The sequence below is a fragment of the Agrobacterium radiobacter genome (assembly GCF_040801995.1).
Taxonomy (GTDB): Bacteria; Pseudomonadota; Alphaproteobacteria; order Rhizobiales; family Rhizobiaceae; genus Agrobacterium; species Agrobacterium radiobacter.
In genome coordinates this window covers 198,601-215,032 of record NZ_JBEGHX010000001.1, presented here as the reverse complement: position 1 = coordinate 215,032, position 16,432 = coordinate 198,601, and the positions used below count along the sequence as shown (strand labels likewise).

Sequence of the window (16,432 nt, the reverse complement as noted above, 5' to 3'; positions counted from 1 at the left end):
CCTTTGAAACTTGCGTCAGCCTGCCCAGAACCCGAAAGGCCGGGCAGGATTTAACCCATCAAATGTCGTAAGATCTCGTCGTCCGTGCTGACATTGTTCTTCACCCGAACCATGTAGCGGTCGCCGGACTTGCCGAATTCGCAATTATAGAGCTTGGAACCGTTGGCGCTGACCTCGACGCCGATATCGTCCTGCTTCAGAGCCTGGAACGGAATGACATCACCGGCCACCAGCTTGGAAATTGTCCTGAGCGTCAGCGTTTCGAGCTTGATGCGCGCCTCGAGCGTGACCTGCGATCGCTTCACCTGCTCGGAAATCATCTCCATCCATTCCTCCTGCTTCTTCAGCGCCTGGGCCGAAGCCTTGGGAGCGACGATGGAGGTTCTGAGCAGGGGACGCTGCGGCACGATGAGGGTAAATTCCGACGAGACCTTGCCGATATCGATCTTCATGCGGAGGGTCACGCCGTAAAGACCGGCGATCATTTCCTCGAAGGCGCTCTTGCCGTTGGAATTGAAGGGCGGCTCGATGGCCGCCTCAAAACCGCCGGGCGCGTTGACACCGGAGCGCAGGACACCGGCGATGCGGCCAAGAACCATGGCCGCAAGGTCGAGCTCGATATGGGACAGGCTGCGCTCGTCCGGTTCGCCGATCATGTCCGGCGACGCGCCCAGCATGCGCTCCATGAGCGCGATGACGAAGCCGTTGCCGACAGTCATCATGAAATTGGGGCACCAGTTGCGCAGGGAACAATCGGCAACCGCGACATTGCTCCCAACATTGGCGATGAGATCGGTCATCAGGCCCGATTCGGAGCTGACATATTCCACATCGATCGCGATGCCGGTCTCGCTGTGGAAGATGTCCGGCAGGAATTCGCTGTAGAGATGGCCGATATCGGAACCGATCTTGGCGATCGTCTTGCGGTCAGACAGCCCTCCCGTCAATTTTGCGAGAAGGGCGGTGTCGATGGCGGGTGCTTGTTGCGCTGCAGCTTTTGCCATCGTCATGCCGCCTTGTTTTCGCCGCCGGGGTTCATCATCTCCTGTTCGACGGCGTCAATGGACGGCCGCTCGTAGTTGGAGATGGTCTTGCGGCCGTATTCGAGCGCGACCTGCGGCACCGAGCCGTTCATGTAAGCGATCAGCGTCTGCTTGACGATGATGTAGAGGCGGTGCTGCTTGGTGCGGACGATCTTGACCTGCGAAGCGAGCGGGTTGCAGATCGAATAGGACAGGATGATGCCGAGCATGGTGCCGACGAGTGCGGCGCCGATCAGGCCGCCGAGCACTTCAGGCGATTCGTTGATCTTGCCCATGGCCTTGATGACGCCGAGAACCGCCGCGACGATACCGATGGCGGGGAAGGAATCGCCCATGGTGGTGATCGCGTGATAGGGCTTCAGCTTGTCATGCAAGATGGTTTCGATTTCTTCATCCATCAGCGCCTCGATTTCGTGGCTGCGGGCATTGCCGATGATGATGAGACGGACATAGTCACAGATGAACGAGGTCAGTTCCTTGTTCTTCAGGACCGACGGCGCGCTCTGGAAGATCGAGGATTCCTCGGGATTGTCGATATGGGCCTCGATCTCGTTGCGCGATTTCGTGCGCAGATCGCGCATCAGCGAATAAAGCACGCCGAGCACGTCGAGATAGTTTCGCTCCTTCGGGACCGAATGCTTGAAGGCCTCGCCGAGCGCCTTGCCCGAATCCTTCACGACCTTCATGGGGTTTGCCATGATGAAGCCGCCGAGGCCGGCGCCGCCAATGATCATCAATTCGAACGGCTGAACCAGCACGTCCAGATGACCGCCCATCGCCATATAGCCGCCGATGATGCAGCCGAAGGTGATTATAAGTCCAATTACAATATTCATTGATCGACCACGCCCGAACAGTGTTCCATGCCGCCATGTCTAGAAAATGTGGCTTGCGTGAACCTGTCCGCAAAGCCTCCCCATGCTCCCGCCTCCAGCCAGTTTCGCACAAGCAAGCCACGGCAATATGCCGGCAAAGGCGGACGTGCGCCTTGAGATCGGGATCAAACGAGAGCGGCGGTTCAGTGACTTCCACCTATACCAGCTACAGACTGATCAGTCAGGATATCGGCAAATCGCTTGAGCGGGTGTCGAAGCAGCCCGACGTGGCGCGCGAGACCGAATATTACCGTGCAAAGATCGGCGATGTGAAATCCATCGACGACTTCATGGCCGATACGCGCCTTTATAATTACGCCCTGAAAGCCCACGGGCTCGAGGATATGGCCTATGCGAAGGCCTTCATCCGCAAGGTGCTGACGGAAGGCGCCTCGGACAAGAACGCCTTCGCCAACAAGCTTTCCGACAACCGGTATGCAGAGCTTGCAAAGTCCCTGGATTTCGCAGGCCTGGGTGCGGCAGCGACCTCCACCGAGGCAGCCAAATCAGGTGTCGTCAGTAAATACACGCGCCAGACGCTGGAACAGGAAGCGGGCGACGACAATAACGGCGTCCGGCTTGCCCTTTATTTCGAGCGCAAGGCGCCGACAATAAAATCCGGCCTCGATTTCCTCGCCGACGACGCGCTTGCGCAGGTATTCCGCACAACGTTCAACCTGCCCGACGCATTTGCGGCGGCCGATGTCGACAAGCAGGCCGCGCTCATCGAAAAAAGCATCGATATCAAGGATCTGCAGGATCCTGAAAAGGTCGGCAAGCTGCTCGAGCGTTTCACCATCATGTGGGAAATGCAAAATCCCTCTACGACCTATGACCCCTTGGCCGTTTTCGGCTCCTCCAGCGGCTACGGCATTTCCCCCGACCTGCTGATCTCCATCAACTCCCTGAAACTCGGAGGCAAATGATATGCAATCCGGACTATACGTCGCCCTGTCCTCGCAGATCGCGCTGGAGCGCCGTCTTACCACCATTTCCGACAATATGGCGAATGTGAACACGGTCGGCTTCCGCGGCTCCGAAGTGAAATTCGATGAGATGGTCGCCAAGAACCACAATGACATGAACGCCAGGGTGGCTTTCGTTTCCCAGGGCAACGACTATCTCTCCACTCGTCAGGGTGCATTCGAGCAGACCGGCAATTCCTTCGATTTCGCCATCAAGGGCGATGCCTGGTTCTCGCTGGATACGCCTGATGGTCAGATCCTGACCCGCGACGGCCGTTTCACCATGCGTCCGGACGGCGCGCTCATCTCCTCGAGCGGTTATCCCGTTCTCGATGCCGGCGGCGGCCCGATCCAGCTCAATCCGAATGGCGGTCCTATCACCGTCGGTCTCGACGGAGCTATCCGCCAGAACGAGAACATCGTCGCCACGCTCGGCATCTACCAGGCGGATTTTTCGCAAGGCTTCCTGCGTCATCCCAATAGCGGCGTGAAGCCGGTGGCGCAGCCGGTTCCGGTCGTCAACAATCATGAAGTCGGCGTCGTTCAGGGTTACCTCGAGCAGTCGAATGTCAACGGCATTTCCCAGATGACGCAGCTCATCCAGGTCAACCGCGCCTTTGAAAGCATCTCCTCGCTGATGCGGGACACCGAATCGACCTTCGGCGAGGGCATCAAGACGCTTGGCGGCGCGCGTTGAGGAACTGAGTGATGACAATGCCGGAATCCATGCTCTCGGCTGGGGCCATTTCACCGAAGCTCGCGCAGCTGGCGAGCCTTGCCGGGCATTATGCCGATCCGGAGTTCTCGGTGGCGCATGGCGGTCATGTCCGCACCATCGCCGCCGGGCACTATACGGTTTCCGGCCTGTCGCGGCATGTGCGGCTTGGGGAATTTGTCGCCCATCGCAGTGCGACCGGCATTCATCTCGGCGAAGTCGTGCGCGTGGAACCGGACATCTGCTATGTCTGCCCCATCGAACCCGGCGAGCCGATCGGCATTCACGACACCGTCATCCGCAAGGGCGCCTTCCGCGTCTCGCCCGACGACAGCTGGTGCGGACGCACCATCAATGCGCTCGGCGAGCCGATCGACGGCCAGGGGCCGCTTGCCGCCGGCATTGAGCGACGTTCGATTTCCAACAATGCGCCACCCTCGATGACGCGCAAAAGGGTGGAGACGCCCTTCAAGACGGGTGTCCGGGCAATCGATATCTTTTCGCCGCTTTGCCTCGGCCAGCGCCTCGGCATTTTCGCGGGTTCCGGCGTCGGTAAATCCACGCTGCTGTCCATGCTCGCCAAGGCAGACGCCTTCGACAAGGTGGTGATTGCGCTTGTCGGCGAACGTGGCCGCGAAGTGCGCGAATTCATCGAAGACACGATGGGCGAGAATATGAGCAAGTCCATCGCCGTCGTCGCGACGAGCGATGAAAGCCCGATGCTGCGCAAGATGGCGCCGCTTTCCGCCGTTACCATCGCCGAGCATTTCCGCGATCAGGGCGACAATGTCCTTCTCATCATCGACAGCGTGACGCGATTTGCCCATGCGATCCGCGAAGTGGCGGTCGCTTCGGGCGAGCCGCCGGTGGCGCGCGGCTATCCCGCCTCGGTCTTTACCGAACTGCCGCGACTGCTGGAACGGGCGGGACCGGGCGCGGAAGGCACCGGCACCATCACCGCCATCGTCTCCATTCTGGTGGATGGCGACAATCATAACGATCCGATTGCCGATTCGACCCGCGGTATTCTCGACGGCCATATCGTGCTGGACCGCAGCCTTGCGGAAGAAGGCCGTTATCCGCCGATCAATCCCCTCGCCTCGATCTCCCGTCTCGCCAAGAAGGCTTGGACGCCGGATCAGGAAAAGCTGGTGTCACGCCTCAAGGCGCTGGTGCACCGCTTCGAGGAAACGCGGGATCTTCGCCTTATCGGCGGTTATCGGCCCGGCACCGACCCCGATCTCGACATGGCGGTGAAGCAGGTCCCGATCATCTATGAAACGCTGAAACAGCTGCCGAGCGAACCGGCAGCGCAAGACGCCTATGCCGACCTGGCGACCGCGCTGCGCGGGGGAGCACAGAATGGCCAGCCCCAGGTAAACCCGAGAGTGAGAGGCTGACCCGTGAACAAGCGGAATGACAATAGCCATGATGAAGACGTGCTGCCCAAGCCTGTTTTCTTTACGCCTGACCGTATTCTCGCATGGACGGGCATCGGACTTGCCGCTGCAGCAGCCTTTTTCCCATGGTACGTGTTCTTCAACGAAGACAAATTCGGCATGAAAGTGGCGGGCGGCGACCGCACCCGCGATCTGCCCCATACCGGCCCGCGGGAAGTCTTCAGCGTTTCGCCGATGGCCATGACCAACCGCAACAAGGAAGACACCCCGCCGCCGGCGGAGCTGCCCGACATGCTGACGACGGCAACCGTCAACGCGGGCGGCAAGGAAAAACAGAACAATCTGGCAGCCGGGATCGAGGACCAGCCCTTCCCCGGCCAGACATCCTTCCGTCTGCTGCATGTTTCCAATGGCCGCGCCCTGATCGAGGACGGTTCGGGCATGTACATGGTGCGAGTCGGTTCGACCCTGCCGGACAATGCATTGCTGACAAAGATCGAGCAGCGCAACGGCGAGTGGCTGATAGAGACCTCCTCCGGCAAGACCTACCACCCCGAAAAATAACGGTTTTTCTCTCAACGGAAGGGCGCGCCGCATCTGCCGGCGCGCCTTTTTTGTTTTGTGCATGCCGCCTGCGCACGCCCCTTTCTCCGTCGTTATGCAGCGCCATCCCTCCCCGCAAGTCTGACGCAAGATTAGCCCCGTAGGTTCGGGCCATACGAGATGGAGAAGTCTATGCAACCGATTCAACTGTTCGAACTGGCATCCCGCCAAGCGGAATGGCTGAGCGTGCGGCAGGAAGTCGTGGCGACCAACATCGCCAACGCCAACACACCCAAGTTCCACGCCAAGGATGTCAACCCCTTCGAAGCGGTCATGCAGGCCACCAGCCAGCAGGTCGGTATGGCGAAGACTCATCCCGCCCATTTCGGGGCGAGCGAGCTCAGCGAAAATATCGCGGTGCGCGACAACCCGATCAATAACGAGATCGGCATGCAGGAGTCCGGCAATTCGGTCGCGCTTGCTGAAGAAATGACCAAGACCGGCGAGATCAAGCGGCAGTACGACCTGAACGCCAATCTCGTCAAATCCTTCCATCGCATGATGCTGATGACGGTAAAGAGGTAATCCATGGATCCCTTGAGTGCGGCGAGCAAAATCGCCGGCAGCGGTCTCGAAGTGCAGTCCACACGCCTGCGCATTGTTTCGGAAAACATTGCCAACGCCAGATCCACCGGCGACACCCCCGGCGCCGACCCCTATCGCCGCAAGACCGTCACCTTCGGCTCCGAGCTCGACCGTGTCAGCGGTGTGGAGCGCGTGACGGTGAAGAAGCTCGGCGTGGACCGTGGTGATTTCGTCAACGAATACGATCCCGGCAATCCGGCCGCCGATAGCAACGGCATGGTGAAGATGCCGAACGTCAATATCCTGATCGAAATGGCTGACATGCGCGAAGCCAACCGCAGCTACGACGCCAATCTTCAGGTCATCCGCCAGACACGCGACCTCGTCGCCTCCACAATCGACCTTCTGAAGGCATCGCAATGATCGACGGTATCAAGCAAGTCAGTTCCCTCTCGCTTACCCGCGGCGCAAGCGGCGTCTCCTCGCTGACGGAAAGCCTTTTCGGCGATCAGCAGCAGACGACGCCCGCGCAGCAGACGGGCGCAAGCTTCGCCAGCGTTCTCGGCAACGTCTCGATTGATGCGATGAACAATCTGAAGAAGGCGGAAGTCGCTTCCTTCGAAGGCATTCAGGGCAAGGCGAATACGCGTGAAGTGGTCGATGCCATGCTTTCGGCCGAACAGTCACTGCAAACCGCCATCGCGCTCCGAGACAAGATCGTGTCGGCCTATCTCGACATTACCAAGATGCAGATCTAGCCCAGCAGGAATATTGACATGAGAGCTCTTGCCATCGCTGCCACCGGTATGGACGCCCAGCAGACCAATCTGGAAGTCATTGCCAACAACATCGCCAACATCAACACCACCGGCTACAAGCGCGCGCGTGCGGAGTTCACCGATCTTCTCTACCAGACCGAGCGCATGCAGGGCGTGCCGAACCGCGCCAATCAGGCGATCGTGCCCGAAGGCGCCAATATCGGCCTCGGCGTACAGACCTCGGCGGTGCGTAACATCCACACCCAGGGTAACCTGATCGAGACCGGCAACAAGCTGGACGTTGCGATCATCGGTCAGGGCTGGTTCCAGATCGAAGCAGCTGACGGTTCGACGCTCTACAGCCGCGCCGGCGCCTTCAACAAGAATGCCGATGGCAATCTGGTGACGGTCGATGGCTACAACGTCATTCCCAACATCAATATCCCGACCGACGCGCAGGACATCACCGTTACCCGCACGGGTCAGGTGACGGCCCGTATCGGCAACGCCGCCGACTTCACCGAGCTTGGCCAGCTGACCATTGCCAACTTCGCCAACGAAGCTGGCCTGAAGCCGCTCGGCGACAACCTCTTTGCCCAGACGCCGGCATCCGGCGACGCTGTCATCGGCGTGCCTGACGATCCGAGCTACGGCTACATCAAGCAATCCTACCTCGAAGGCTCGAACGTCGATGCCGTCAAGGAAATCACCGACCTGATCACGGCGCAGCGCGCTTATGAGATGAATTCCAAGGTCATCACCACCGCTGACGAAATGGCTTCGATTGTCAGCAAGAACCTGAAGTAAGAACGGAAAGGCAGGCGAACATGAGGTTTGTCCGGAACAATAGCAGCTGCAGAACGGCGCTCGTCCGTATGTGCCTGGCGTCTGCCTTTTCACTGGGGGCTCTGGCCCCCGCGCTTGCTCAGGCGCCGATGGCGCTGGTTCCGACGCGCACCATCTATCCGGGCGAGACGATCACGCCTGAACAGGTGAAGCCGGTGGAAGTGACCAATCCCAATATTTCCTCGGGTTATGCGAGCGACATCAGCGAAGTGGAAGGCATGATCTCCAAGCAGACCCTGCTTCCCGGCCGCACGATCCCCGTTGCCGCCTTGCGCGAACCGTCGCTCGTCACGCGCGGCACCAGCGTCAAACTCGTCTTCACAATCGGCAACATGACGCTGATGGCTTCGGGAACGCCAATGACCGACGGCTCGCTCGGCGAAGTCGTGCGGGTACGCAACATCGATTCCGGCGTGATGGTCAGCGGCACGGTCATGAAGGACGGAACCATTCAGGTGATGGCGAAATGAGAGTGATTCGTATCCTGGCCGCGGCCATCCTGTTTTCGGCCCAGCCTTTCCTCTCCCTCCCCGCAGCCCATGCGGATACATCCCGCATCAAGGATATCGCATCGCTGCAGGCGGGGCGCGACAACCAGCTGATCGGTTATGGTCTCGTGGTCGGCCTGCAGGGCACGGGCGACAGCCTGCGCTCCTCGCCGTTTACCGAGCAATCCATGCGCGCAATGCTGCAGAACCTCGGCATCACCACACAGGGCGGTCAGTCGAACGCCAAGAACATCGCCGCTGTCATGGTGACGGCCAACCTGCCGCCCTTCGCCAGCCCCGGCAGCCGTGTCGACGTGACGGTCAGCTCGCTGGGCGATGCCACCTCACTTCGTGGCGGTACACTGATCATGACCTCGCTTTCCGGCGCGGACGGACAGATTTACGCGGTCGCCCAGGGAGCGCTGATCGTCAACGGCTTTTCCGCCCAGGGTGACGCTGCAACGCTGACGCAGGGCGTCACGACTTCGGCACGCGTGCCGAACGGCGCGATCATCGAGCGCGAGCTGCCGTCCAAATTCAAGGATTCGGTCAATCTGGTCCTTCAGCTGCGCAATCCCGATTTTTCGACCGCGGTGCGCGTAGCCGATGTCGTCAACGCTTTTGCCCGCGCCCGTTACGGCGATCCGATCGCCGAGCCGCGCGATTCGCAGGAAATCGCGGTGCAGAAGCCCCGCGTGGCTGATCTCACCCGGCTGATGGCGGAAATCGAAAACCTGACGGTGGAGACGGATACGCCGGCCAAGGTCGTGATCAACGAACGCACCGGCACGATCGTCATCGGTGCTGATGTGCGCATTTCCCGCGTGGCAGTGAGCTATGGCACGCTGACCGTGCAGGTGACGGAATCGCCGCAGGTCATCCAGCCCGCACCCTTCTCGCGCGGTCAGACGGCGGTGCAGCCGCAGACGGATATCATGGCAATGCAGGAAGGCAGCAAGGTCGCCATCGTCGAAGGTCCTGATCTTCGCACGCTGGTTGCCGGTCTCAACAGCATCGGGCTCAAGGCGGATGGTATCATCGCCATTCTGCAAGGCATCAAATCCGCCGGCGCCCTTCAAGCGGAGCTTGTGCTGCAATGATGGACAATCAGAAGAAAAACGCTTTCCCGAATGGCCTTGTCCGCTTCGCGGCTGTCGCCTCGCTGCTTTTCCTGCTTCCCGCTGCTGGCGCCGAGAGCCAACAGAACGTGGTGTCGGAACTCAGCACGCAGGATGAAATCCAGAAATTCTGCACCAACATCGCCGATGCCGCCCGCGACCAGCGTTATCTCATGCAGAAGCAGGAGCTGGAAAAGCTGCAGTCCGACGTCAATGAGCGCATTGCCGTGCTGGAAGACCGCAAGGCGGAATATGAGGACTGGCTGGCGCGCCGCGAGCATTTCCTCAATCAGGCGAAAAGCAATCTCGTCGACATCTACAAGACGATGAAGGCCGATGCCGCCGCACCGCAGCTTGAGAAGATGCATGTGGAGATTGCGGCCGCCATCATCATGCAGCTGCCGCCGCGCCAATCGGGTCTCATTCTCAGTGAGATGGATGCGCAGAAAGCCGCCACTGTCGCCGGCATCATGTCGCAGGCAACCGATAAAAACACTTCGAAGGATCCTTCATGAGCACGCGTCGTCTTCCGGCCCTCCTCCTGCCGCTCGCTCTGCTTGCCGGCTGCCAGAACAACCAGACCCTGAAGGAAATCGGCAACGCCCCTGCGATGAGCCCGATCGGCAGCGGCCTGCAATTCAGCCAGACGCCGCAGATGGGCATGTATCCCAAGCAGCCGAAGCACATGGCCAGCGGCTATTCGCTGTGGAGCGACAGCCAGGGGGCGCTGTTCAAGGATCTGCGCGCGCTCAACATCGGCGACATCCTGACCGTCAACATCCAGATCAACGACAAGGCCGATTTCGACAACGAGACCGAGCGCAACCGTACAAATGCCAGCGGCCTGAACTGGAAGGCCAAGGCCGAAATCTTCGGCTGGACCCCGGAAGCGGACTCGAGCATCAAATACGGCTCCGACACCGACACCCAGGCGAAGGGCAAGACCAAGCGTTCGGAAAAGCTGACGCTGCTGGTGGCCGCCGTGGTGACCGGCATTCTGGAAAACGGCAATCTCATCATCAGCGGCTCGCAGGAAGTGCGCGTGAACCACGAAATCCGCATCCTCAACGTCGGCGGTATCGTCCGTCCGCAGGATGTCGATGCACAGAACATCATCTCCTACGAGCGCATCGCCGAAGCACGCATCTCCTATGGCGGTCGCGGACGTCTGACGGAAGTGCAGCAGCCCCCGGTCGGGCAGCAGGTCGTCGACCTGTTCTCGCCGCTCTGACGCCGGTACACGGGAACGGACTGACCCATGGAAAACGAACAGGTAGAGGGCAAGAAAAAATCCTCCCCTCTGGTCATGACCATCGCAGGCGTTGCGATCCTCACCCTGCTCGGTGCGGGGGGCGGCTGGCTCGTGGGTGGCATGATCGCGCCGAAGATCGCCGGCGCGGAGGCGCATGCGCCGGCTGCTGCCGGCGGACACGGTGAGAAAAAGGAAGAGGGCGTCGAGAAAATCTCGGCCGAGGCGAACGGCATCGTCCAGCTCGATCCCATCACCACCAACCTCGCCTATCCCTCGACGAACTGGGTGCGGCTGGAAGTGGCGCTGATGTTCAAGGGACCGGTCGAGGTGGGTCTGGCGGAAGATATCCACCAGGACATCATGGCCTATATCCGCACTGTTTCCCTTCAGCAGCTGGAAGGGCCGCGCGGCTTTCAATATCTTAAGGATGACATTCAGGAACGAGTTGACCTGCGCTCTCAAGGGCGCGTATCCAAGGTCATGTTCCGGACCTTTGTCATCGAATGATTCGATTTCTTGTAACCATCGCCGTCCTCCTTGCTTTGCCGGGCCTCGCCAATGCCCAGCAATTTCCGTCCGATCTGTTCAACACGCAGATAGACGGCTCTGTTGCGGCATGGATCATCCGCACCTTCGGTCTTCTGACGGTTCTCTCCGTCGCACCGGGCATCCTGATCATGGTCACGAGCTTTCCGCGCTTCGTGATCGCCTTCTCGATCCTGCGGTCCGGCATGGGGCTTGCCTCGACACCTTCCAACATGATCCTTCTGTCGATGGCGATGTTCATGACCTTCTATGTCATGTCGCCCACCTTCGACAAAGCCTGGACCGACGGCGTGCAGCCGCTGCTGCAGAACCAGATCAACGAGCAGCAGGCCGTAGAGCGCATCGCCGAACCCTTCCGCACCTTCATGAACGCCAATACGCGTGACAAGGATCTGAAACTGTTCGTTGACATTGCCCGCGAGCGCGGACAGGAAGTCATGACCAACAACGTCGTCGACTATCGAGTGCTCGTTCCGGCCTTCATGCTGTCGGAAATCCGGCGCGGTTTCGAGATCGGTTTCCTCATCATCCTGCCGTTTCTGGTCATCGATCTCATCGTCGCCACCATCACCATGGCCATGGGCATGATGATGCTGCCGCCCACCTCCATTTCCCTGCCGTTCAAGATCCTGTTCTTCGTGCTGATCGACGGCTGGAACCTGCTCGTCGGCAGTCTCGTCAGATCGTTCAACTGACGGGCATTCGTGCCGGATTGACACCCGTTAACCCTTTTTTTAACCCCGCGCGCCCAAGGCCGCGGGGTTTGCGCGTTTTAACGCTTTGATTACCAGTTTTTCTGGCGACTTGGTAACTATCTTTCTAAATAGAAAAGTTACTATTTAAATAAATCGAAAAATAACCATAAGTATCTTCCAATTTTTCTTAGCGCTCAAATTAATAATTGTGCAATTTTTCGCTGCGAATTTCTTTTCACACGCAGCGGGTTTGGTTTCTGAAACTAAGTATTTCCGAACCGAGTGGCATGAAGCCGAAACGTTGCGACCGGTAATACCAAACCCGGTATGTCCCCACTCCAGTATCTCGTAAAAACAAGGGACACATTTATTATGGCAAGCATTCTCACCAACACCAACGCAATGGCCGCTCTCTCGACCCTGCGTTCCATCGCTTCCGACCTTTCGAGCACGCAGGACCGCATTTCTTCCGGCCTGAAGGTTGGCTCGGCTTCGGACAACGCTGCCTACTGGTCGATCGCGACCACCATGCGTTCCGACAACAAGGCTCTCGGCGCCGTCTCCGACGCGCTGGGCATGGGCGCCGCCAAGGTTGACACCGCGTCTGCCGGTATGGACGCCGCCATCAAGGTCGTCACCGACATCAAGGCAAAGGTCGTTGCCGCCAAGGAACAGGGCGTTGACAAGGCCAAGGTTCAGGAAGAAGTCACGCAGCTGCTCGACCAGCTGAAGTCGATCGGCACAAGCGCGTCTTTCAACGGTGAAAACTGGCTCGTTTCCAGCGCCAACGCCACCAAGACGGTTGTTTCCGGCTTCGTTCGTGACGCCAGCGGCAACGTCAGCGTCAAGACGACGGACTACGCTCTCGACGCCGCCTCCATGCTTTACACGGAAGCTACGCCCGGCACGATCGACGCAAACTCCGGTATCCTGAACGCTACCGGTGCGACGACGACTGTCGGCGCCAAGACCTACACCCAGATCTCCGTTCTCGACATGAACGTCACCACCGACGATCTCGACAACGCCCTCTACTCCGTTGAAACCGCTCTGACGAAGATGACCAGCGCCGGCGCCAAGCTCGGTTCGCTGTCTGCCCGTATCGACCTGCAGACCGACTTCGCCGACAAGCTGTCCGACACCATCGAAAAGGGCGTTGGCCGTCTCGTTGACGCCGACATGAACGAAGAGTCCACCAAGCTGAAGGCTCTCCAGACGCAGCAGCAGCTGGCAATCCAGGCTCTGTCGATCGCCAACAGCGACTCGCAGAACATCCTGTCGCTCTTCCGTTAAGAGCTGAGCTTCTCATAGCCCTTCGGGGCTGGGGGACAGATTTCTTCCCACAGGCAATCGGGGGCTGACCGAGCGCAGACTGGGATAGAAGGCATAAAGGTCCGAAAGGCTGAATCGGACTGAATGCATCAATGAGGCCGCATCCGGAAACGGGTGCGGCCTTATCTTTTTTTTAAACTTTTGGCGATACGCGCGCGTGCGCGCGAGGGTTGCATTTTTTAATTTTGACGACGCTGAATTTCTTTCTCCACTTATCAATTCATTAACCAAACCCGCGTTACCTAATGCTCATCGAAACGGCGAGCTAACGTTAAAAATCAGCCAGTTAGCAGGCATGATGCTGTGCGCCGTTCCCGGTGAAACCGGAATGTCCCTTCTTTAATCAGCCATTCAAGGGGCACACTACTATGACGAGCATTATCACGAATGTCGCAGCAATGTCTGCGCTCCAGACCCTGCGCTCTATCGGCCAGAACATGGAATCCACTCAGGCACGCGTTTCCTCCGGCCTTCGCGTTGGCGAAGCTGCTGACAACGCTGCTTACTGGTCGATCGCAACCACGATGCGCTCCGACAACATGGCTCTCTCCTCCGTTTCCGACGCTCTCGGCCTCGGCGCCGCCAAGGTAGACACCGCTTCTGCCGGCATGGAATCGGCAATCGAAGTCGTCAAGGAAATCAAGGCAAAGCTGGTCACGGCAACTGAAGAAGGCGTCGACCGCACCAAGGTTCAGGAAGAAATCGGCCAGCTCCAGAAGCAGCTCGCATCGATCGCACAGGGCGCTTCCTTCTACGGTGAAAACTGGCTCGTCGGCGTTTCGACGCTCGGTGCGACGACCCCCGGCACAGACCCGGACAAGTCGGTCGTTGCCGGCTTCGTTCGCTCCACCGGTGGCGCCGTTAACGTCACGACCACGAAATACGCTCTCGACAACACCGCAACCGGCAACACCCTGTTCGGCTCGGTCGACTCCGCTACGGGCGTTCCCGACACGACAGGCATTCTCGGCACGACCGGCACGTTCACGACCGTCGCTGCCCAGTCCGTCTACACGCTTGATATCACCCAGTATGCAGCCGCTGACCGCGCCACGAACATGGCCGAAGCCCTGACGCTGGTTGAAAACTCCCTGAAGGCCATGACCAGCGCTGCCGCAAAGCTCGGCTCGCTCTCCATGCGTATCGGCCTGCAGGAAGATTTCGCTTCCAAGCTGTCCGACTCCGTCGAAAAGGGTATCGGCCGCCTCGTGGACGCCGACATGAACGAAGAGTCCACCCGCCTCAAGGCCCTGCAGACCCAGCAGCAGCTCGGCGTTCAGGCTCTCTCGATCGCCAACAGCAACTCCGAAAGCATCCTGTCGCTCTTCCGTTAATCGGAAGCTTCAGCCGAAAAAATCAACCGCGCCGAAAGGCGCGGTTTTTTTGTTTAGTCGCCTGCGAAACTAAGAGATTTTTTGATTAAGAGTTCGTTAACCAAATCACGGCTAAATCAGCGCATCGAAACGACTCGTTAACCAAGACGAAAAAGAGGTTAACAGGCATCACGCCGCTCAGTCGTTTCCGGCGATCCCGGAATGTCCCTTCCCATTTAGCCAGCTCAGAGGGGCAATTATGACAAGTATTCTGACGAACACCGCCGCCATGTCGGCGCTTCAGACCTTGCGCGCAATCAGCGGCCAGCTCGAAGATACCCAATCCAGAGTGTCTTCGGGTCTGCGGGTCAAGACCGCATCCGACAATGCCGCTTATTGGTCGATCGCGACGACGATGCGCTCCGACAACATGGCCCTTTCCGCGGTTCAGGATGCGCTGGGCCTCGGCGCGGCGAAGATCGATGTCGCCTATTCCGCAATGGAAAGCTCGGTCGAAGTCATCAAGGAAATCAAATCGAAAATCGTTGCCGCCACCGAAGAAGGTGTGGACAAGACCAAGATCCAGGAAGAGATCGACCAGCTGAAAAAGCAGCTTGAATCGATCGCGCAGGGCGCATCCTTCAGCGGCGAGAACTGGCTGCTGGGCACCGGCGCCAAGACTGTCGTTTCCGGCTTTGTTCGCGACGGCGGCGGCACTGTCAGCGTGACGAAAACAGACTATACGCTTGTCGATACCACTGCCGGCACGACGACCGCCAATGTGCTTTTCGGCCTGACCGGCTCGCCCGCGACGCTCGACACCACGAGGGGCATCATCGGACAACCCGGAACAGCCTCCGGCATTTCCGTATGGGACATCGATCTCAAGCTGTTCGCTTCTGCAACGCCGCCGGCCTACACTATCGGTAATCTTCTCACCGATGTCGAAACCGCATTTCAATCCCTGAGCAGCGCTTCCGCCGCTCTCGGCTCGATCAAGATGCGCATCGGCCTTCAGGAAGACTTCGTGTCGAAGCTCACCGACTCCATCGACAGCGGCATCGGCCGCCTTGTGGATGCGGACATGAACGAAGAATCGACCCGCCTCAAGGCGCTGCAGACACAGCAGCAGCTGGGCATCCAGTCGCTCTCCATCGCCAATACCAGTTCCGAAAATATCCTGTCGCTATTCCGTCAGTAAGCGGCGCCCGATGGCTACGGGCGGTTTCGTCCCGCTCTGGCAGCAACAGAATATTCGGATATGGAAACCGCGCTTCGCAAGGGGCGCGGTTTTCCATTTGCCGCGGGCTGCGCGGCGCGGGCATACATCACATGCCGCATGCGAACGGTGTAGGCTATTACGTAAGTATTTGAAATTGTGTGGAAATGGTGCTGCTAGAGAGATTTGAACTCTCGGCCTCTCCCTTACCAAGGGAGTGCTCTACCCCTGAGCTATAGCAGCATCCGGTGCCGAAGCGTTTGCTTCAGCATCAAGCGTGGCGGCCTATTGCCATAGGTTTTTGACGAGCGCAAGTCGCAAAACGATATTCTTCATCAAGCGGGGCAAAAAAGCGTGCCCCCTGTTGAAAAATGCATTTTTCAGATATTGCTGAATCTATGAACGAACATCATGACAAACAGGCAAAGGCAGCGGTTTCCGCCGGCGCTTCCGCAGAAGCATACGCCCCGGTGGCCGACGGCAAGCCGCAGGCGGGGCCTGGCGAAAAGGCGCGGCAGCGCGAGGTGGAGCGCAAGGCCCGGGCGGCCAAGAAGCTTCGTGAAAATCTTTTGAAGCGCAAACAGCAGGTTCGTGCGCGCCGTGCCGGCGAAGAGGACGATACTATTGGCCTGCCTGCCGCAAAAACGGACGAATCATCCTCTTAGAGAATTCATCAGCATAAAATTGAAACGCCGCGGAAATTCGTCTAAGGACGCGCCTTTCCGCAAGGCACTATAAG

19 protein-coding genes, 1 tRNA gene and 1 pseudogene are annotated in these 16,432 nt (G+C 59.0%); 18 read left to right on the top strand and 3 right to left on the bottom strand.

The window, feature by feature from the left end:
• Positions 1-50: 50 nt before the first annotated feature.
• A complete protein-coding gene (locus MRBLRC7O_RS01065) occupies positions 51-1,010 on the bottom strand; it encodes a FliM/FliN family flagellar motor switch protein (RefSeq protein ID WP_003503405.1) in 960 nt (319 codons plus the stop codon).
• On the bottom strand, positions 1,007-1,879 hold the full coding sequence (motA, locus tag MRBLRC7O_RS01060) for a flagellar motor stator protein MotA (RefSeq protein ID WP_003503407.1): 873 nt from the start codon (positions 1,877-1,879) through the stop codon (positions 1,007-1,009). Before motA ends, MRBLRC7O_RS01065 begins: the two co-directional genes overlap by 4 nt.
• Before the next feature lie 185 nt (positions 1,880-2,064).
• Between motA and MRBLRC7O_RS01055 the strand changes: the two genes are divergently transcribed.
• The 17 genes and pseudogenes from MRBLRC7O_RS01055 to MRBLRC7O_RS00975 all read left to right on the top strand — a co-directional run bounded on the left by MRBLRC7O_RS01055 (position 2,065) and on the right by MRBLRC7O_RS00975 (position 15,675).
• Positions 2,065-2,844: a DUF1217 domain-containing protein gene (locus MRBLRC7O_RS01055; RefSeq protein WP_060722896.1), complete on the top strand. Its 780-nt coding sequence runs from the start codon at positions 2,065-2,067 to the stop codon at positions 2,842-2,844.
• Between the two features lies 1 nt (position 2,845).
• Positions 2,846-3,580: a flagellar basal-body rod protein FlgF gene (gene flgF / locus MRBLRC7O_RS01050; RefSeq protein ID WP_003503411.1), complete on the top strand. Its 735-nt coding sequence runs from the start codon at positions 2,846-2,848 to the stop codon at positions 3,578-3,580.
• A gap of 11 nt (positions 3,581-3,591) precedes the next feature.
• A complete protein-coding gene (gene fliI, locus MRBLRC7O_RS01045; protein WP_003503412.1) occupies positions 3,592-4,998 on the top strand; it encodes a flagellar protein export ATPase FliI in 1,407 nt (468 codons plus the stop codon).
• 3 nt (positions 4,999-5,001) lie between these two features.
• Positions 5,002-5,562, top strand: coding sequence for a hypothetical protein (locus tag MRBLRC7O_RS01040; protein WP_003503413.1), 561 nt, complete (start codon positions 5,002-5,004; stop codon positions 5,560-5,562).
• A 171-nt stretch (positions 5,563-5,733) separates the two neighbouring features.
• Positions 5,734-6,126 carry a flagellar basal body rod protein FlgB gene (gene flgB / locus MRBLRC7O_RS01035; protein WP_003503414.1) on the top strand — a complete coding sequence of 131 codons (393 nt, stop codon included), beginning with the start codon at positions 5,734-5,736 and terminating at the stop codon, positions 6,124-6,126.
• Positions 6,127-6,129: 3 nt separating this feature from the next.
• Positions 6,130-6,549: a flagellar basal body rod protein FlgC gene (gene flgC / locus MRBLRC7O_RS01030; RefSeq protein WP_003503422.1), complete on the top strand. Its 420-nt coding sequence runs from the start codon at positions 6,130-6,132 to the stop codon at positions 6,547-6,549.
• Positions 6,546-6,884, top strand: a complete 339-nt coding sequence (fliE, locus tag MRBLRC7O_RS01025; protein WP_003503424.1) for a flagellar hook-basal body complex protein FliE — start codon at positions 6,546-6,548, stop codon at positions 6,882-6,884. Before flgC ends, fliE begins: the two co-directional genes overlap by 4 nt.
• 18 nt (positions 6,885-6,902) lie before the next feature.
• Entirely contained in the window at positions 6,903-7,691 is a 789-nt protein-coding gene (gene flgG / locus MRBLRC7O_RS01020) for a flagellar basal-body rod protein FlgG (protein ID WP_003503427.1), read from the top strand.
• A 20-nt stretch (positions 7,692-7,711) separates the two neighbouring features.
• Positions 7,712-8,200, top strand: coding sequence for a flagellar basal body P-ring formation chaperone FlgA (gene flgA, locus MRBLRC7O_RS01015; protein ID WP_020811270.1), 489 nt, complete (start codon positions 7,712-7,714; stop codon positions 8,198-8,200).
• 65 nt (positions 8,201-8,265) lie between these two features.
• Positions 8,266-9,318 (top strand): annotated as a pseudogene (locus tag MRBLRC7O_RS01010) (flagellar basal body P-ring protein FlgI); the annotation flags it as partial.
• The gene (locus tag MRBLRC7O_RS01005; protein WP_003503433.1) at positions 9,315-9,851 is read left to right on the top strand and encodes a MotE family protein; all 537 of its coding nucleotides are present in this window, start codon (positions 9,315-9,317) and stop codon (positions 9,849-9,851) included. The pseudogene MRBLRC7O_RS01010 and the gene MRBLRC7O_RS01005, both read left to right, overlap by 4 nt.
• Positions 9,848-10,567, top strand: a complete 720-nt coding sequence (gene flgH, locus MRBLRC7O_RS01000; RefSeq protein WP_003503434.1) for a flagellar basal body L-ring protein FlgH — start codon at positions 9,848-9,850, stop codon at positions 10,565-10,567. Before MRBLRC7O_RS01005 ends, flgH begins: the two co-directional genes overlap by 4 nt.
• A gap of 27 nt (positions 10,568-10,594) precedes the next feature.
• On the top strand, positions 10,595-11,095 hold the full coding sequence (locus MRBLRC7O_RS00995; RefSeq protein WP_003503435.1) for a flagellar basal body-associated FliL family protein: 501 nt from the start codon (positions 10,595-10,597) through the stop codon (positions 11,093-11,095).
• Positions 11,092-11,829, top strand: a complete 738-nt coding sequence (fliP, locus tag MRBLRC7O_RS00990; RefSeq protein WP_003493833.1) for a flagellar type III secretion system pore protein FliP — start codon at positions 11,092-11,094, stop codon at positions 11,827-11,829. Before MRBLRC7O_RS00995 ends, fliP begins: the two co-directional genes overlap by 4 nt.
• A gap of 372 nt (positions 11,830-12,201) precedes the next feature.
• Positions 12,202-13,122 (top strand): flagellin N-terminal helical domain-containing protein, encoded by a 921-nt coding sequence (locus MRBLRC7O_RS00985; RefSeq protein WP_003503439.1) that lies wholly within the window; start codon positions 12,202-12,204, stop codon positions 13,120-13,122.
• 407 nt (positions 13,123-13,529) lie between these two features.
• Positions 13,530-14,495, top strand: coding sequence for a flagellin N-terminal helical domain-containing protein (locus MRBLRC7O_RS00980; RefSeq protein WP_003503440.1), 966 nt, complete (start codon positions 13,530-13,532; stop codon positions 14,493-14,495).
• Positions 14,496-14,733: 238 nt separating this feature from the next.
• Positions 14,734-15,675, top strand: coding sequence for a flagellin N-terminal helical domain-containing protein (locus tag MRBLRC7O_RS00975; protein WP_003503441.1), 942 nt, complete (start codon positions 14,734-14,736; stop codon positions 15,673-15,675).
• Between the two features lie 186 nt (positions 15,676-15,861).
• Here the strand turns inward: MRBLRC7O_RS00975 and MRBLRC7O_RS00970 are convergent.
• Positions 15,862-15,936 (bottom strand) — tRNA-Thr (locus MRBLRC7O_RS00970).
• A 155-nt stretch (positions 15,937-16,091) separates the two neighbouring features.
• Between MRBLRC7O_RS00970 and MRBLRC7O_RS00965 the strand changes: the two genes are divergently transcribed.
• Positions 16,092-16,358 carry a hypothetical protein gene (locus MRBLRC7O_RS00965; RefSeq protein ID WP_060722894.1) on the top strand — a complete coding sequence of 89 codons (267 nt, stop codon included), beginning with the start codon at positions 16,092-16,094 and terminating at the stop codon, positions 16,356-16,358.
• The last annotated feature ends 74 nt before the right edge of the window (positions 16,359-16,432 follow it).

What these genes read in the sequence shown, in the direction of transcription:
- MRBLRC7O_RS01065 (WP_003503405.1), bottom strand. Translation starts at nt 1,010, where the DNA reads ATGACGATGGCAAAAGCTGCAGCGCAACAAGCACCCGCCATCGACACC.
- motA (WP_003503407.1), bottom strand. Translation starts at nt 1,879, where the DNA reads ATGAATATTGTAATTGGACTTATAATCACCTTCGGCTGCATCATCGGC.
- flgF (WP_003503411.1), top strand. Translation starts at nt 2,846, where the DNA reads ATGCAATCCGGACTATACGTCGCCCTGTCCTCGCAGATCGCGCTGGAG.
- fliI (WP_003503412.1), top strand. Translation starts at nt 3,592, where the DNA reads ATGACAATGCCGGAATCCATGCTCTCGGCTGGGGCCATTTCACCGAAG.
- flgB (WP_003503414.1), top strand. Translation starts at nt 5,734, where the DNA reads ATGCAACCGATTCAACTGTTCGAACTGGCATCCCGCCAAGCGGAATGG.
- flgC (WP_003503422.1), top strand. Translation starts at nt 6,130, where the DNA reads ATGGATCCCTTGAGTGCGGCGAGCAAAATCGCCGGCAGCGGTCTCGAA.
- fliE (WP_003503424.1), top strand. Translation starts at nt 6,546, where the DNA reads ATGATCGACGGTATCAAGCAAGTCAGTTCCCTCTCGCTTACCCGCGGC.
- flgG (WP_003503427.1), top strand. Translation starts at nt 6,903, where the DNA reads ATGAGAGCTCTTGCCATCGCTGCCACCGGTATGGACGCCCAGCAGACC.
- flgA (WP_020811270.1), top strand. Translation starts at nt 7,712, where the DNA reads ATGAGGTTTGTCCGGAACAATAGCAGCTGCAGAACGGCGCTCGTCCGT.
- MRBLRC7O_RS01005 (WP_003503433.1), top strand. Translation starts at nt 9,315, where the DNA reads ATGATGGACAATCAGAAGAAAAACGCTTTCCCGAATGGCCTTGTCCGC.
- flgH (WP_003503434.1), top strand. Translation starts at nt 9,848, where the DNA reads ATGAGCACGCGTCGTCTTCCGGCCCTCCTCCTGCCGCTCGCTCTGCTT.
- MRBLRC7O_RS00995 (WP_003503435.1), top strand. Translation starts at nt 10,595, where the DNA reads ATGGAAAACGAACAGGTAGAGGGCAAGAAAAAATCCTCCCCTCTGGTC.
- fliP (WP_003493833.1), top strand. Translation starts at nt 11,092, where the DNA reads ATGATTCGATTTCTTGTAACCATCGCCGTCCTCCTTGCTTTGCCGGGC.
- MRBLRC7O_RS00985 (WP_003503439.1), top strand. Translation starts at nt 12,202, where the DNA reads ATGGCAAGCATTCTCACCAACACCAACGCAATGGCCGCTCTCTCGACC.
- MRBLRC7O_RS00980 (WP_003503440.1), top strand. Translation starts at nt 13,530, where the DNA reads ATGACGAGCATTATCACGAATGTCGCAGCAATGTCTGCGCTCCAGACC.
- MRBLRC7O_RS00975 (WP_003503441.1), top strand. Translation starts at nt 14,734, where the DNA reads ATGACAAGTATTCTGACGAACACCGCCGCCATGTCGGCGCTTCAGACC.
- MRBLRC7O_RS00965 (WP_060722894.1), top strand. Translation starts at nt 16,092, where the DNA reads ATGAACGAACATCATGACAAACAGGCAAAGGCAGCGGTTTCCGCCGGC.